The sequence below is a fragment of the Corynebacterium sp. KPL4072 genome (assembly GCF_037908395.1).
Taxonomy (GTDB): Bacteria; Actinomycetota; Actinomycetes; order Mycobacteriales; family Mycobacteriaceae; genus Corynebacterium; species Corynebacterium kefirresidentii.
This window is the reverse complement of sequence record NZ_JBBMGE010000007.1, coordinates 143,331-158,180: the sequence shown is the minus strand read 5'-3', so window position 1 is coordinate 158,180 and position 14,850 is coordinate 143,331. Positions and strand designations below refer to the sequence as shown.

Sequence of the window (14,850 nt, the reverse complement as noted above, 5' to 3'; positions counted from 1 at the left end):
CAAATCATCAAACCAAGTCCGTACAAAATGTCACCATCAAGTAACCTCCCGGCTACCTCCCGGCGACTTGGTTTAATGTAGTCCACCACAACCAAACAACACAAATCCCCAGCACACAACGGAAAACTGTGTACTGGGGACGTCGTTAAAAGAGCTCTTCTTCCTGAGTTCTTTCGATCGTGGCGCCGAGACGCTGCAGGTTTTCTACAAAATTCGGATAACCGCGGTCGATGTGGAAAACATCGTGAACCGTAGTGGTCTCATCCGCACACAACGCAGAAAGCACCAAGCCCGCACCTGCGCGGATATCGGAGCTCCATACGTGAGTAGAAGACAGCCGCTCTTTGCCGCGGACTACTACATGGTGTCCATCAACCTGGGCATCGGCACCCAGGCGCAGCATTTCATCTACAAAGCGGAAGCGGGATTCAAAGACATTCTCTGTAATGACCGTCGTTCCGTCCGCAATGGCGGAGATGCCAATGGCCATAGGCTGCAAATCAGTAGGGAACCCCGGAAATGGCAGGGTCTGATAGTCCATCGACTGCGGGCGCTGATCCATGCGTACGCGGAAGCCGTTCTCATAGGTTTCCAGTTCGGCACCGGCGGACTTCAGCTTTTCCAGTGGCAGGTGCAGGTGGCGCGGCGAGATACCGCCCACCGTGATGTCCCCCTGAGTCATGGCGGCGGCATATGCCCATGTACCTGCCACGATGCGGTCACCGATAACCTCGTGCTGGGTGGGCTGCAGCTTATCGACGCCCCGGATAGTCACCACCGAGCTTCCTTCACCTTCGATATCGGCACCCATGGACTTGAGCATGGTGCACAGATCGACGATTTCGGGCTCACGAGCCGCATTATGCAGAACGGTTTCCCCCTCAGCGAGAACCGCGGCGGTGAGGATGTTTTCGGTTGCACCCACTGACGGGAAATCAAGGCGAATATTCGCGCCACGTAGGTGGGTGGCTTCTGCCACGACGGCACCGTGCTCAATACGAGTGGTAGCGCCCAGCTTTTCCAGGCCCGTCTGGTGCATGTCTAGCGGGCGGGAACCAATCGCGTCGCCGCCGGGCAGCGCTACCTTGGCATGACCACAGCGGGAGGTCAGGGGTCCGAGCACACAAACGGAGGCGCGGAACTGGCGGACTGCATCAAAGTCCGCATTAGATTGTGGCTGCGCAGGAGTAGTAATCCGGACTTCAGAGCCCTCGATAACTACCTCGCAACCGAGCCCCTCGAGGACCTTCTTCATCAGGGGGACGTCCAGAATTTCTGGGCAGTTGGTCAGCGTCGTAGTGCCCTCCGCCAGCAAGGATGCGGCCATGAGCTTTAAGACGCTATTTTTTGCGCCATCTACTTTGACGGTGCCCTCTAAGCGGGCACCGCCGGAAACAATAAACTGATCTTTCACAACTGCCTACGCTACCGGTTCTTAAGGCAACGCGCCGATGCGACGGGCGGCATTGACCGCCTCGTAGCGGGTGTGCGCACCGAGTTTACGCATTACCGAGCGCAGATAAGACTTCACAGTTTCTGCGCCGATTCCCATTTCCTCAGCCGCTTCCACGTTGGTGTGGCCCAGGGCCACACAAGAGAGAACGTCGAGCTCGCGGGCGGAGAGCTTGGTGGATTGCTTCACGCGCACCGGAGAAACCATCTGGTCACATAGCGTCTCCAGTTCCTTGCGCAGCTCCTCGTCTTCCACGCGGTTAGCCAGCATGCGCAGCTTGGAGTGGGTGGAGCGTACCTGTTCCCACTCAGCACCGTTCATAACGTGGCCGCGGGCGGCTCCGCCTTTAGCCCCATCGGCGCGGCGCATCGCGGAATTTACAGCTAGGTCCTGCTCAAGAGTGCGCGCGGTCATCGTCACTTCTTCGATGACCTTGTCGCCCAGGCGAACTGGGGAATGCACTCCCACGTAGAGGACGCCGCGGATTTCGCGCTGGACCGTAACGGGCACAGCCACGATGGAGTGCAGGCCCTCGTCTTGGATTACGCGATCATTCTCGTGCGAAATGGTAGTAGCACGGGTGTAATCGGAGACGCCTACCGCGCGGCGAGTGCTCACCACTCGCCCACCCACACCAACGCCTGAGTCAATGATCAGATTCTGCAGCGCTGGGGTACGTAGGCCCACCCACTGCGTAATCTGCAAGCGATTGTCTGGCAGCAGCGTGGCATACATCGTCACCGGAATACCTGTAGCGGTTTTCAGGGACGATAACGCCGCGCGTACGGATTCTTCATCATCTTTGAGGCGATGCGACTCCATGAGACTCTTTCCTCGTCGGGGGTAACCAAGCAGGTGTACCCGTCTTCCCCCCGGGAATTTGGGGGCCAGCGGGCAACTGAGTGGAAGTATAGACAGCATGTGGGGGTAATTCGAAATCGCCCCTGGCTTATCCGGTGTTGTAATCCCACATGGAATGCCCGAATGCCCGGTCTAGAATTTATATACTGACTGGTCTACTTGTGTAGTGTACCCTTGCGTTGTACACGATTTGAATCCAAATCCGATTCCCAAAGGAGTCAATACAATGGCTGTCTACAACAACATTATGGAAACCATCGGCGGTACCCCGTTGGTCCGCCTAAACCGTCTTACCGAGGGCAAGGGTGCAACCGTGCTTGCCAAGGTTGAATCGTTTAACCCCGCTAACTCCGTGAAAGACCGCATCGGCAAGGCCATCGTTGAGGCCGCTGAGAAGTCTGGTCAGCTCAAGCCGGGCGGCACCATCGTGGAAGCCACGTCCGGCAATACCGGCATTGCCTTGGCTCTGGCCGGCGCCACTTTGGGCTACAAGGTCATCTTGACCATGCCGGAGACCATGTCCAACGAGCGCAAGGTACTGCTGCGCGCCTACGGCGCAGAGATTGTGCTGACCCCAGGTGCGGCGGGCATGCAGGGCGCCGTCGACAAGGCGAATGAAATCGTCGCCGAGAACGACAACGCAATCCTGGCTGCACAGTTCGCCAACGAAGCAAACCCGAAGATGCACGAGGAGACCACCGGCCCGGAGATCTGGGAAGACGCCGAGGGCAAGGTTGATGCCTTCGTTGCTGGTGTAGGCACCGGCGGCACCGTTACCGGTGTAGGTCGCTTCCTGAAGTCCAAGAACCCGGACCTGCACTTGGCCGCCGTCGAGCCGTCCGACTCCCCTGTCCTGTCTGAAGGCCACGCTGGCCCGCACAAGATCCAGGGCATCGGCGCCAACTTCGTTCCTGAGGTACTTGACCGCGAGCTTCTCGACGAAGTCTTTACCGCCACCACCGAGGAGTCCATTAAGGCCTCCCGCGACCTGGCCACCCAGGAAGGCCTGCTGGTGGGCATTTCCGCCGGCGCTAACGTCTCTGCAGCTTTGAAGCTGGCAGAGCGCCCAGAGTTCGAGGGCAAGACCATCGTGGTTGTCCTGCCGGACTTCGGTGAGCGCTACGTCTCCACCATCCTCTTCGAGGACATCCGCGAGGCTTAAATCACTTCGGATGAATAAAAGCACCCGCCAACCTTGGCGGGTGCCTTTTTTATGCCAGTACTATGTGAGCATGAACATTATGAGCTACATCCGTGAAGACTTAGCGAATGCAAGAGATCACGATCCAGCCGCTCGCGGCGACGTCGAAAATGCAATAGTGTACTCCGGCCTCCACGCGGTGTGGTCTCATCGCATTTCGCACTGGATGTGGAAGCGCGGCCTACGCGGGCCCGCGCGCATATTAGCGCAAATTAACCGCTTCTTTACCGGCGTGGAAATCCACCCGGGCGCCACTATCGGTCGCCGCTTCTTTATTGACCACGGCATGGGCATCGTCATCGGTGAAACCGCCGAGATTGGCGATGGCGTCATGCTTTACCACGGTGTCACCCTCGGTGGCCAGGTACTCACTCAGACTAAGCGCCACCCCACCATCGAGGACAATGTAGTCATCGGCGCAGGCGCTAAGGTACTCGGCCCCATTACGATCGGTGAGGGATCGGCCATTGGCGCCAATGCCGTAGTGACGAAGGACGTGCCCGCCGAACATATCGCGGTGGGCATCCCAGCCAAGAACCGCCCACGCAATCCAAATGAGCGCATTAAACTGGTCGACCCCGATTACTACATCTAAGTTCTCTCCCAGCGGCCCACAGGCAACTGTGGGCCGCTTTTTATATGCCTTCTGGGCGTAGCAGGTCGCGGTATTCGGGATTCTTTTCTATAAAGTGCGCCACGGCGGAGCAGGAAGCGATGACTTGCTTGCCGACGCCCCGGGCATCATCAAGCGCAGCCTTAATCAACGGCGCAGACAGTCCTTGGCCGCGAAAAGCATCCTTGATGACCGTGTGGTTGAACTCGCGGGTATCGCCCGCGTCTACGTAGTAGCAAGCACCCGCCTCAGTACCGTCCACGGTGAGGACGTAACGGGATTTATCGGTCTGGTGTGCAATAGCGTGTTCCATGCACCTATACTAAAGCAAAAATGGCCCCTCTTAAGAGGAGCCATTATTGTGGCCAGAGCCAGGATCGAACTGGCGACCCCACACTTTTCAGGCGTGTGCTCTACCGACTGAGCTATCTGGCCAGAAACCCGAAGGTTTCCGCGACCTTGACGGGACTTGAACCCGCGACCTCCGCCGTGACAGGGCGGCGCGCTAACCAACTGCGCCACAAGGCCATTTTAAATTATGTGTGCTCTCTGGCACGGATAGTTACTTTACAGAAGACTCCCAACACTCACCAAATCAGCACGTCATAACACTATTCGGGAGCCTGAAGAGGATCGCTTCCTCCTAATTTCATCTCAAAGCGCTCATAGTCTTCCAGTGCGGCAAAGTGTCGCGAGTAAAGGTCGCAATCTCGGTCCACATAGCCATACAGGGCCGGAGCAACATCTACAATGTGGCGCAACTTCAGCTCTTCATACTCTTGCTCGTGAGCTCGGTTAGCAACTTTGTGGTGCGCCTCCTCCTCAGAATCTGCGTAGACGAGGAAGAAGTCTTCCCGGTAGAAATTCCTAAGCTCCGAATCCTGCGACACGAGCTCAAAGACGACAATCCCTACGTATGGTTCCACAGTGCTGACTCTCCTAATTCCTTAGTTGGCGCCAGCGTACCAAAACAAAAAGCAGCAATCGTAGAAACGATTGCTGCTTTTCTGCGACCTTGACGGGACTTGAACCCGCGACCTCCGCCGTGACAGGGCGGCGCGCTAACCAACTGCGCCACAAGGCCAATCGAATATTTAATTCGTACCAACACTTTCATGTTGGTACCCCCAACGGGATTCGAACCCGTGCCGCTGCCGTGAAAGGGCAGTGTCCTAGGCCGCTAGACGATGGGGGCCCGTCGCGCTATGGCGACCTCTAGAAATATACTGGAGACCTCACCTAGTTACAAAATCGCTCCCCCAGAAAGATTAGGAACCATGTCTGACCAGCATCAAACGTGCTCCTGTCACGAGCCACACGTGCACGGATATAACGCAGATTCACAAAGTAAAGATCGCTACCTCGCACGGCTCAAACGTATTGAGGGCCAAACACGCGGCATCCATCGCATGATCGAGGAAGACCAATATTGCATTGATATTATTACCCAGATTTCGGCCGTGAAGTCAGCGCTAGAAAATGTCTCACTCGCGCTCCTAGAAGACCATATCGAGCACTGCGTGGCCGGTGCTGCCGCCGAGGACGGCGAAGTGGCCACGGAGAAGCTAGAAGAGGCTATGCGCGCCATCAAGAAGATGGTGAAAAACTAAAAGGAGCCACCCGATAAGGTGGCTCCAGTTGTGGGCCCTGTGGGGATCGAACCCACGACCTGCGGATTAAAAGTCCGTAGCTCTACCAACTGAGCTAAAGGCCCAACGTCGCTACATCTTAGCTTGCGGCATTTGCAAAGTCCTAATTAGGGGGGCGTCGGCAAGCGAAAGGCGCCCAGCTTAGCACTGAGCGCCTGCCAGGACGCAGCTAGATTAGCCGCGCATATCGCCCTTTTCCATGAAGTTCACTTGGAAGTCGAAGGCGGTCTTCAAATCGTGCGGGGTGTGCTGGAACTTGTTTCCCTTGGCACGCTTGAAGTAGTCCTCCAGCAGCGGACGGTAGTCCGGGTGAGCCACAGAGATGACCTTCTCCACGCGCTCCTTCGGAGCCAGTCCGCGCAGGTCAGCTACTCCATACTCGGTAATGATGACCATGGTGTCATGTTCGGTGTGGTCCGTGTGGGACACGAAAGGAACCAGCGCGGAAATGGCGCCATCCTTGGCCACGGACGGCGAGACGAAGGTGGAGATATAGGCGTTGCGGGTGAAGTCACCCGAGCCACCGGTGCCGTTCATGATTCGGGAGCCGGAGACGTTGGTGGAGTTGATATTGCCGTAAATATCGGCCTCAATCATGCCATTGGAAGAAATCAAGCCGACGCGGCGAATGACCTCTGGGTGGTTGGAGACCTGCTGTGGGCGAAGAATGATGTGCTTGCGGTAGCGCTCTGCCTCCGCGTTCATCTTCTCGGCATACTCCGGGGAAAGGGCAAAGGAGGTAGCAGAGGCCATGGTCATCTTGCCGGCGTCAATAAGATCAAGCATGCCATCCTGGATAACCTCGGTGTAGGCCTGGATATTTTCAAACTTGGAATCCAAGAGGCCAGCCATCACGGCATTTGGCACGTTGCCCACGCCGGACTGCATGATGAACTTGTCATACTCAAGACGGCCGGCGGCTACCTCGCCTTCAAGGAACTCGATGAAGTTCGCGGCGATCTTTTCCGAGATCTCGTCCGGCTCCTTAAATGGCGCGTTGCGATCGGGGGCATCGGTCTTGACCACTGCGACAACTTTGTCCTCCGGTACCTCCATGTAGGTGGTACCAATGCGGTCGCCCGGCTTGGTGATAGGGATAGGCTGACGGTTCGGCAGCTTTTCAATGCGGTAGATATCGTGCATGCCCTCGAGGTTGATGGACTGCCACTCATTAATCTCGATGATGATCTTATCCGCAGCCTCAATGTATTCGAGGTTATTGCCCACGGCGGAGGACGGGACGACGTGGCCTTCCTCGGTGATGCGCACAGCCTCGATGATGGCTACCTGGAAATCACCGTAGAAGCCCTCCTCTACTTGCTGGCCAGAGTGAGACAGGTGAATGTCCTGGTAGAGCGCGGTTCCGTCATTGAACTGCTTACGCAAGGTGGGATCGGAGTTATAAGGAGAGCGGAAGCGAATCGCCTCAGCTTCCGCGAGGACGCCATCGCAATCCGGAGCAGTAGAGGCACCAGAGAAGACATCGATCTTAAATTCCTCGCCCTTTTCGTGCAGGGCCTTGGCCTTTTCTGCAATGGCGGTAGGCAGGCCCTTAGGGTAGCCAGCGCCGGTAAAGCCGGAAATGCCTACGCGATCACCGTGGTTTACGTGCTGAGCAGCCTCTTCTGCCGAAACTACGAGCTTTTGAAACGGGGCATACGCGATTCTTTCGGACAAGGGTAATCCTCCTTCATCGAGAGACTAGCCAAAATAACGGCCGTCCTAATTAGTTACACAGACCACATTAGCGAATCTTTGCAAGATTTCCACCACATTTGTGTGACCCCCACCCCATAAAACGGAAATAAGGAACGCCACCACTGTGGCCCTAGTTGCTATTTTGGCCCGTCAACTAGCACAATTGGGGCGTGAATTTGCGCATTGGACACTACGATCTCTCCTCCCCCGTCATCCTCGCCCCGATGGCGGGGGTAACCAACGTTGCTTTCCGCACGTTGTGCCGCGAGCAGGAATTGGCGCGCACTGGCACGGTTTCCGGCCTCTACGTCTGTGAGATGGTCACCGCCCGCGCGCTAGTAGAGCGCAATGAAAAGACGCTGCACATGACAACCTTTGCTCCGCAGGAGGATCCCCGATCACTGCAGATTTATGCGGTGGATCCGGAATATACTTACAAGGCAGCAAAGATGATCGTGGACGAGAACTTGGCGGACCACATTGATATGAACTTTGGCTGCCCGGTTCCCAAGGTGACCCGTCGCGGCGGTGGATCCGCTTTGCCTTATAAGCGACGCCTCTTTGGCAATATTGTCTCCGCCGCCGTCAAAGCTACTGAGGGCACCGACATCCCAGTAACGGTAAAGATGCGCGTAGGCATTGACGATGAACACCATACGCATCTTGATGCGGGGCGCATCGCCGTCGAATCCGGCGCCGCCGCCGTTACCTTGCATGGCCGTACCGCCGCCCAGCGCTATTCCGGTGAAGCACGGTGGGACGAGATCGCCCGACTAAAAGAGCACCTAGCAGACACTGGAGTCCCGGTTTTGGGCAATGGCGATATCTTCCGCGCCGAGGATGCGCGCCGCATGATGGAACAGACCGGTTGTGACGGCGTGCAGGTCGGGCGCGGCTGCCTCGGCCGCCCGTGGCTCTTTGCGGAGCTCGGCGCTGCCCTTCGCGGCGAGTCCATCCCAGCTGAGCCCACCCTGGGTGAGGTTACCCAGGTTATTCTCCGCCACGCAGAGCTACTCGCAGAGCACGATGGCGAGGATAATGCTTCCCGCGACATTCGCAAACACATTGGCTGGTACCTGCGCGGCTTCCCAGTCGGCGGCCAAGTACGCGCGGGCTTGGCCAAGGTGGATTCCCTCGACGCACTGCGAGAGCTCCTAGCCCCATGGGCAGATTCCGACGCCTTGGCTGCCGACGCCGACGGTGCCCGAGGCCGCCAAGGTTCGCCTTCCAAGGTGGCATTGCCAGATGGCTGGCTCGACGATCCGGAGGATGAATGCGTTCCCGTCGCCGCAGATATTATGAATTCCGGCGGTTAACCTTATTAGGGCATCAGAGCACCCTGGGGTATATAGGTATCGTGCATTTATCTTCCACTTAAGTTGCGCGGGAATGGAAAGTTTTCGCTATTATTTCTGGCATGCGTGCTGCCTACAGGGAACACTTAGACAACTTCTCCCATGACCTCATCGTCATGTGCGATACCGTGCGCACCATCATGGATAAGGCCTCACAGGCGCTAATCCAGGGCGTTTTGGAGTCTGCCGAAGAAGCTCTCACTATGACTGAGGAGCTCGATGAGATCCGCACTCGATGCTCGGAGCGCGCCGTAAAACTTTTAGCACTAGAAAACCCCATGGCGCAGGATCTCCGCCAAGTTGTCTCTTCCATCTATATCGTGGAAGACCTCTACCGAATGGGAAAGCTTGCCCAACACATCGCGGATTCCGCACGCCGCCGCCACCCCGATCCCGTGGTGCCTGCGAACTACATGGGCTACTTTGAGGAGCTGTACCGTCTCACTGAAGAGATGGGTTCTGTGCTGCACAATATTCTCGTTACTCCCGACGCGGATCTATCCGTGAACCTTCGCGCCGATGACGACGCCGTGGACGATATCAACTCTCATCTTTTGCGCCTCCTGACCCAGCGCGAGTGGGAAGGATCCGTCCGAGAGGCAGTGGAGACCTCGCAGATTACGCGCTATTACGAGCGCTATGCCGACCACTGCGTTTCGGTTGCCGGCCACATTATCTATTTGATCACTGGGCTGCTGCCCCACGACTATGCCAAGAAGCTAGAAGAGAGCAAGAAGGACGCGGAGTTCGAGGCCCGTATGGCCGAGCTGGAGCGTCAGTTCCGCCGCTAAGGAATAAAAACTAAGAAACGGGCCGGTTCGAATGAACCGGCCCGTTTTCTCGGACAATCTCTCTACTCTTTAGCCAAAGCGGCCAGAGATATAATCCTCGGTCTCCTTCTGGGAAGGATTCTCGAAGATCTTGGTGGTGTCATCGAACTCCACCAGGTGACCCGGCTTGCCGGTTGCTTCCAGGGAGAAGAAGCCGGTCTTATCGGACACACGGGCTGCCTGCTGCATATTGTGGGTCACGATGACGATGGTGAAGTTCTCCTTCAGCTCGTGGATAAGGTCCTCCACGGCGAGGGTGGAAATCGGGTCTAGGGCGGAACAAGGCTCGTCCATGAGCAGCACCTCTGGCTCCACGGCGATGGCGCGGGCGATGCACAGACGCTGCTGCTGACCACCGGAAAGGCCGCCGCCCGGCTTGTCCAGGCGGTCCTTGACCTCGTCCCACAGGTTGGCGCCGCGCAGGGACTTCTCCGCGACTTCCTTGAGCTTCTTCTTGTTCTTCTCACCGGAAAGCTTGAGGCCAGCCACGACATTGTCCTCAATGGACATCGTGGGGAACGGGTTAGCCTTCTGGAAGACCATGCCGATGGTGTTGCGTACGGATACTGGGTCAACCTTTGGTCCGTAGATATTGGTGTCATCGAGCAGGATTTCACCCTTTACCGAGGCGCCGGGAATGACCTCGTGCATACGGTTGATGGTGCGCAGCACGGTGGACTTACCGCAGCCGGAAGGGCCGATGAATGCGGTCACGGCCTGGGCCGGGATCTGCATATTCACGTTCTGCACGGCGTGGAAGTCGCCGTAGAAAATGTTCACGTCATTGAGCGCGAGCTTAGACATTTGGGAGTTTCTCCTCTAGCAAGTGTATGGCGGAATCGAGTGTTACGGCGTTTTACTTCTTAACCGAGAACTTTGCGGACACGATGCGGGCCGCAATATTGAGGACGGCGATGAGGATAACCAGCGTCAAAGCTGCACCCCAAAGCTTGTCCAGCACGGCTGGCTGAGCGCCGGCCTTGTACATATCCAGCATCATCAACGGGAGCGAGGACTGAGATCCCTTGAAAGCGTCCCAATTGATGACGGAGGAGGAACCAACCAAGACCAGCACCGGCGAGGACTCACCCATCACGCGGGCAATCGCCAGCATGATGCCGGTGACAATGCCGGACAGGGCGGTAGGCAGAACGATACGGGCGATGGTCTTCCACTTTGGTACACCGAGCGCGTAGGACGCCTCACGCAAGTCCATTGGGACCACGCGCAGCATCTCTTCGGTATTGCGCACCACAATCGGAATCATCAGCAGTACCAGGGACAGCGCCACGGCGAAGCCAGAGCGGCCGAAGCCGAAGAGGGTAATCCACATGGCGAAGATGAACAGGGCTGCGACGATGGAAGGCACACCGGACAGGATGTCCACCATGAAGGTAGTGATGCGGCCAAGCCATCCACCCTTGGAGTACTCCACCAGGTAAATAGCGGTGAAGATGCCGATGGGAATGGAGATGACGGAAGCCAAAATGGTTTGCACGAAAGTACCCACGATTGCGTGGGCAGCACCGCCGCCAGCCGAGCTATTCATGATGCCGCGCTGGGAGGCGGTCCACCACTCAGGGTTGAGGATTACGCCACTACCGCGGGCGATGAGTTCCCACAGAACCCACACCAGCGGGACCATAGCCAAAATCATTGCGCCCCAGACCACTGCAGTGGCGATGTTATTGGTCATCTTGCGGGAGCCGGAGATGTCCAGGAATGTCGCGCCGCCTTGGGAGGCAGGCTTGGCATTAGTTGTCGTAGTCATTGATCCTCCCCTCCTTACTTCTTCTTCACGATGGCGCGGGCAATTGCGTTGACCACGAAGGTCAGCAAGAACAGCATGAGGCCGGCGGCGATGTAGGCACCAGCGCGCATCTCGTTACCGAACTCGGCAGATGCCAGGGCGATGGCCGTGGCGAAGGTCGTGCCGCCATCGAAAAGCGAGAAGCGGAAGTCAATCAGCGGGGAGACGACCATGTACAGCGCCATGGTCTCACCCAGCGCACGGCCCAGACCGAGCATGGAGCCTGCGATATAGCCGGACATGCCGAATGGCAGCACGGTCATGCGGATAACTTCCCAACGGGTAGCGCCCAGCGCCAGGGCGGATTCCACCTGGCCTGGAGGGGTCTGCACGAAGACCTCGCGGGCGGTGGCCGCGATGATCGGCAGAATCATCACGGCGAGCACGATGCCACCGGTAAACAAGTTGCGGCCGGTAGCAAAAGAGGGTGAGTTATCGAAGACATGGAAGAGGAAGAAGCCACCGGCCCAAGACTCCATCCAGGAGTAGAAGCCGGATAGCGCCGGGCCGAGAACCTGCCAGCCCCACAGACCATAAACAATGGAAGGAACCGCAGCGAGCATGTCCACCAGGAAGCCGAGGGGCTTGACCAATCGGGCAGGCGCGTAGTTGGACAGGAAGATGGCAATGGCCAGGGCCACCGGCATAGCCAGCAGGAGGGCGAAGACGGAGATAAGGACGGTGGTACCGAACATCGTCGGGATACCGAACTTCATCGCAGAAGTATCGGTGGTCTCCCAACGCCCACCATAGGTAAAGAAGCCCAAGATGCCGCCGTCGTTGACTCCCAGGGCGGGAACTGCACGCCACAGCAGGAAGGCGGCAATAGCCGCAATCATGACGGTAATAAGTGTTGCCGAAGCAGTGGACAGGAACTCAAAGACACGATCGCCTGGGCGCTTTACGCCGCTATTGGAGCTGGTGGTAGCTACCTCTTCGTGTCCGCTGGTGGAGACTCGCTCGGCAGCGGTGATATTCGCGTCCGCCTGCTCTGGAGCCGTGGTGAGATTATTGTCTGCCATGAGACTGTTAATCCTTTTCAGCGTTGAAAATGGAAAATATCGTTACATACCTGCGCCCCCAAAGCGCGAATCGTGTGCGGCAGTGGGGGCGGGAGGTATTAAGCTTTTACAGCTTTAGCGCTTACTGCAAAGCGTCAACAGCAGCCTTCAGCTTGTCCAGGTGAGCACCCTCAACCGGGATGAAGCCTTGCTCAGCCAGCTGGTCGTCCTGGTGATCCAGGACGGTGGTGAAGAAGGACTTGACCAGCTTGGAGGTCTCCTCATCGTAGCCCTTGGAGCAGACGATGTTGTAGGTGGTCAGGATGAGCGGGTATGCACCCTCGTTATCGGAGGAGAACAGTGCCTCAGAGTCAACAACCATGTTGTGCTCGGAGTCGGTCTTCTTGAACTCCAGGTTTTCCAGAGCCTTGTTGACGGACTCGGTGGAGAGCTCAACTGGGCCGTGGCCGAAGTCAATCTTGGCCTTCTTAACGCCCTCGCCTTCCTTCTGGTCTGCAAAGCCAGCCTCGACGTAGGTGATAGCACCGTCGATGCTTGCAACCTGGTCAGCAACGCCGGAGGAACCGTTAGCGCCCTCACCAACAGAATCCGGGAACTGCTTGCCCTCGGAGTCCCAGTCGCCCGTAGCGGCCTTCAGGAACTTCTGGAAGTTTGCGGAGGTACCGGACTCGTCGGAACGGAAGATGACGGTGATGTCCTTGTCCGGCAGGTCGGTGCCCTCGTTGTCAGCGGCGATAGCCTTGTCGTTCCACTTCTTGATTTCGCCCTTGAAGATCTTGCCCAGGGTCTTGGTGGAAAGGTTAATCTCGGTGTCACCCAGGTTGTAGGCGATTGCAACCGGGCCGATGGTGGTTGGCAGGTGCCATGCCTCGTTGCCGTCGCAACGCTTAGCGGCAGCCTCAACCTCGCCCTCGTCTTCCTTCAGGGCGGAGTCAGAACCAGCGAAGTCAGCCTGGCCGTTGGTGAAGGCCTCAACGCCGGCGCCGGAACCGGAAGCGTTGTAGGACAGGGAAGCGTCTGGGTGATCCTCGGAGAACGCGGTCTGGAAGTAAGACATTGCGTTCTGCTGGGAGGAGGCACCGTCTCCGACGAGCTCGCCGGAGACGTCCTCGCCGCCAGCGGAATCGGAGGAGGAGCCAGACTCCTCAGAGCAAGCTACGAGAGCGGTAGAGGTTGCGGCTACGATGCCGAAAATTGCGGCAGTGCGCTTGAAGTTGCGAATCACGGGAAAACCCTTTCCGGTGCAGATCAGAGATTGATTGTCCGAGGAAACCGCATCTCCTAGAGAGATATTTCCCGCATCCCGCTTCGCCTTCTGGGGCGAGATGCAGGTGCGCAGGTGCGGTTAACTCACAAGGTGTAAAGCTATCCGCAGGATCTGACCAAAAGGGTGCCAATAGGTGAACACTGAGTGAACAAACACGGCTCACCCCATGACTTTAATCACATACACCCCATACGACGTGTTCTTCATCAACTTTAAAGCCCAGGCGCTCATATGCTTTCAGCGCCGGATCATTGTCCGCTTCCACATAAAGAATTACCCGCTGAGCACCCTTTTCCACCATGCGACGCAGACCAATCTGCAGCAGCGGTCCACCCAATTTCTTGCCGCGATAGTCCGCAGCCAAGCCCACCACGTAGACCTCACCGAATCCCGGGGCTTCCTCCGCATGCCATTTGGTCCAGTGGAAGCCGGCTAGGATCGGATCTCCTGCCGTATCCCACAAGAAGAGCAGGTCAGCGGGATCAAACCAATCCGCCTCCATGCCGCGGTGCAGGCGATCTATATCCCAGCCACCTTGCTCAGGGTGCCAGGAAAAAGCCTCATTATTTGCCTTGAGCCACTGCTCCTCCACAAACTCCTGCCCCCATTTTGCTACCGACTCGGAGTAATTGAGCGCCGTCAAAGGCACGTCCTCGGGACGGGCGACAGCAGCGAGCTCTTCTCCCCCAATACCCATAACCACTAGCTTACGGGTGACCTGCAGACCTCGGGAGTGTGCCAGGGCCTGTGCGGCCGGCAGGTTCCCGTGGGCCCAGGCCTGGAGATTGGGGGTTTCCGCGGCGGCGTCGTAAAGCAAGGCCCCATAGCCCTGTCCGCGGAAATCTGGGGCGATAAATAGCTCGGCGGTGGAACCATCCAGCCCAGCCACGCCGCACGGCTTCTTATCTACCCACGCCACCAAGTGGCGATGCTGCAGGCGGGAATCAGTGAGGCCATTAAGGAACTGCTCTGAAAGGGGCGCCATTCCATCCACACGTTCGGCCTGCTCAGCAAGCTCTTCTAGGCGGCTCGCCAGCTCCGGGGAGTCCGGCAGGTTTTCTTCCGTGATACTAAAGGCATTGCTAGTCATA

The 14,850-nt window shown here is 57.5% G+C and carries 15 protein-coding genes and 5 tRNA genes; 5 read left to right on the top strand and 15 right to left on the bottom strand.

Translation table 11 applies throughout. The features are described 5' to 3' along the window. Positions 1–145: 145 nt before the first annotated feature. Positions 146–1,414, bottom strand: a complete 1,269-nt coding sequence (gene murA / locus WMP97_RS08980; RefSeq protein WP_340440341.1) for a UDP-N-acetylglucosamine 1-carboxyvinyltransferase — start codon at positions 1,412–1,414, stop codon at positions 146–148. 21 nt (positions 1,415–1,435) lie between these two features. Beyond that, positions 1,436–2,275 (bottom strand): acetate metabolism transcriptional regulator RamA, encoded by an 840-nt coding sequence (ramA, locus tag WMP97_RS08975; protein ID WP_238802151.1) that lies wholly within the window; start codon positions 2,273–2,275, stop codon positions 1,436–1,438. Positions 2,276–2,540: 265 nt separating this feature from the next. On the opposite strand from ramA, the gene cysK reads away from it, so the two are divergent. Together cysK and epsC are read left to right on the top strand one after the other, a co-directional pair. Continuing rightward, complete coding sequence (cysK, locus tag WMP97_RS08970; protein ID WP_023019849.1) at positions 2,541–3,476, top strand: cysteine synthase A; 936 nt, start codon at positions 2,541–2,543, stop codon at positions 3,474–3,476. 70 nt (positions 3,477–3,546) lie between these two features. Continuing rightward, positions 3,547–4,110 (top strand): serine O-acetyltransferase EpsC, encoded by a 564-nt coding sequence (epsC, locus tag WMP97_RS08965; protein WP_034655513.1) that lies wholly within the window; start codon positions 3,547–3,549, stop codon positions 4,108–4,110. A 40-nt stretch (positions 4,111–4,150) separates the two neighbouring features. Here the strand turns inward: epsC and WMP97_RS08960 are convergent, their stop codons facing one another. The 6 genes from WMP97_RS08960 to WMP97_RS08935 all read right to left on the bottom strand — a co-directional run bounded on the left by WMP97_RS08960 (position 4,151) and on the right by WMP97_RS08935 (position 5,323). Continuing rightward, positions 4,151–4,441: a GNAT family N-acetyltransferase gene (locus tag WMP97_RS08960; protein WP_023019851.1), complete on the bottom strand. Its 291-nt coding sequence runs from the start codon at positions 4,439–4,441 to the stop codon at positions 4,151–4,153. 49 nt (positions 4,442–4,490) lie between these two features. After that, positions 4,491–4,563: transfer RNA gene (locus tag WMP97_RS08955), tRNA-Phe, on the bottom strand. 19 nt (positions 4,564–4,582) lie between these two features. Continuing rightward, positions 4,583–4,656, bottom strand: a tRNA-Asp gene (locus WMP97_RS08950). 83 nt (positions 4,657–4,739) lie between these two features. After that, positions 4,740–5,054: a DUF4288 domain-containing protein gene (locus WMP97_RS08945; RefSeq protein WP_023019852.1), complete on the bottom strand. Its 315-nt coding sequence runs from the start codon at positions 5,052–5,054 to the stop codon at positions 4,740–4,742. Positions 5,055–5,138: 84 nt separating this feature from the next. Then, positions 5,139–5,212: transfer RNA gene (locus tag WMP97_RS08940), tRNA-Asp, on the bottom strand. Positions 5,213–5,247: 35 nt separating this feature from the next. Further along, a tRNA-Glu gene (locus WMP97_RS08935) sits at positions 5,248–5,323 on the bottom strand. Between the two features lie 82 nt (positions 5,324–5,405). Here WMP97_RS08935 and WMP97_RS08930 point away from each other — a divergent pair. Then, positions 5,406–5,738, top strand: coding sequence for a metal-sensitive transcriptional regulator (locus tag WMP97_RS08930; protein WP_023019853.1), 333 nt, complete (start codon positions 5,406–5,408; stop codon positions 5,736–5,738). Between the two features lie 31 nt (positions 5,739–5,769). Here WMP97_RS08930 and WMP97_RS08925 read toward each other — a convergent pair. Continuing rightward, a tRNA-Lys gene (locus tag WMP97_RS08925) sits at positions 5,770–5,842 on the bottom strand. A gap of 109 nt (positions 5,843–5,951) precedes the next feature. Further along, positions 5,952–7,454 carry an acetyl-CoA hydrolase/transferase family protein gene (locus WMP97_RS08920; RefSeq protein WP_340440339.1) on the bottom strand — a complete coding sequence of 501 codons (1,503 nt, stop codon included), beginning with the start codon at positions 7,452–7,454 and terminating at the stop codon, positions 5,952–5,954. A gap of 191 nt (positions 7,455–7,645) precedes the next feature. On the opposite strand from WMP97_RS08920, the gene dusB reads away from it, so the two are divergent. Both dusB and phoU read left to right on the top strand, forming a co-directional pair. After that, positions 7,646–8,791 (top strand): tRNA dihydrouridine synthase DusB, encoded by a 1,146-nt coding sequence (dusB, locus tag WMP97_RS08915; RefSeq protein ID WP_200288675.1) that lies wholly within the window; start codon positions 7,646–7,648, stop codon positions 8,789–8,791. Between the two features lie 101 nt (positions 8,792–8,892). Further along, positions 8,893–9,621: a phosphate signaling complex protein PhoU gene (phoU, locus tag WMP97_RS08910; RefSeq protein WP_023019856.1), complete on the top strand. Its 729-nt coding sequence runs from the start codon at positions 8,893–8,895 to the stop codon at positions 9,619–9,621. Between the two features lie 69 nt (positions 9,622–9,690). On the opposite strand, the gene pstB is transcribed toward phoU, so the two are convergent. The 5 genes from pstB to mshD form a co-directional block, all read right to left on the bottom strand. Then, a complete protein-coding gene (gene pstB, locus WMP97_RS08905) occupies positions 9,691–10,464 on the bottom strand; it encodes a phosphate ABC transporter ATP-binding protein PstB (protein ID WP_340440337.1) in 774 nt (257 codons plus the stop codon). 52 nt (positions 10,465–10,516) lie between these two features. Then, on the bottom strand, positions 10,517–11,431 hold the full coding sequence (pstA, locus tag WMP97_RS08900; protein WP_005325819.1) for a phosphate ABC transporter permease PstA: 915 nt from the start codon (positions 11,429–11,431) through the stop codon (positions 10,517–10,519). 14 nt (positions 11,432–11,445) lie between these two features. Next, a complete protein-coding gene (gene pstC / locus WMP97_RS08895; RefSeq protein ID WP_023019858.1) occupies positions 11,446–12,492 on the bottom strand; it encodes a phosphate ABC transporter permease subunit PstC in 1,047 nt (348 codons plus the stop codon). Between the two features lie 121 nt (positions 12,493–12,613). Then, on the bottom strand, positions 12,614–13,717 hold the full coding sequence (gene pstS / locus WMP97_RS08890) for a phosphate ABC transporter substrate-binding protein PstS (RefSeq protein ID WP_179386949.1): 1,104 nt from the start codon (positions 13,715–13,717) through the stop codon (positions 12,614–12,616). 214 nt (positions 13,718–13,931) lie between these two features. Beyond that, positions 13,932–14,849: a mycothiol synthase gene (gene mshD / locus WMP97_RS08885; RefSeq protein WP_340440335.1), complete on the bottom strand. Its 918-nt coding sequence runs from the start codon at positions 14,847–14,849 to the stop codon at positions 13,932–13,934. Position 14,850: the final 1 nt, after the last annotated feature.

What these genes read in the sequence shown, in the direction of transcription:
- pstB (WP_340440337.1), bottom strand. Translation starts at nt 10,464, where the DNA reads ATGTCTAAGCTCGCGCTCAATGACGTGAACATTTTCTACGGCGACTTC.
- ramA (WP_238802151.1), bottom strand. Translation starts at nt 2,275, where the DNA reads ATGGAGTCGCATCGCCTCAAAGATGATGAAGAATCCGTACGCGCGGCG.
- pstA (WP_005325819.1), bottom strand. Translation starts at nt 11,431, where the DNA reads ATGACTACGACAACTAATGCCAAGCCTGCCTCCCAAGGCGGCGCGACA.
- WMP97_RS08960 (WP_023019851.1), bottom strand. Translation starts at nt 4,441, where the DNA reads ATGGAACACGCTATTGCACACCAGACCGATAAATCCCGTTACGTCCTC.
- pstC (WP_023019858.1), bottom strand. Translation starts at nt 12,492, where the DNA reads ATGGCAGACAATAATCTCACCACGGCTCCAGAGCAGGCGGACGCGAAT.
- WMP97_RS08930 (WP_023019853.1), top strand. Translation starts at nt 5,406, where the DNA reads ATGTCTGACCAGCATCAAACGTGCTCCTGTCACGAGCCACACGTGCAC.
- mshD (WP_340440335.1), bottom strand. Translation starts at nt 14,849, where the DNA reads ATGACTAGCAATGCCTTTAGTATCACGGAAGAAAACCTGCCGGACTCC.
- epsC (WP_034655513.1), top strand. Translation starts at nt 3,547, where the DNA reads ATGAACATTATGAGCTACATCCGTGAAGACTTAGCGAATGCAAGAGAT.
- phoU (WP_023019856.1), top strand. Translation starts at nt 8,893, where the DNA reads ATGCGTGCTGCCTACAGGGAACACTTAGACAACTTCTCCCATGACCTC.
- cysK (WP_023019849.1), top strand. Translation starts at nt 2,541, where the DNA reads ATGGCTGTCTACAACAACATTATGGAAACCATCGGCGGTACCCCGTTG.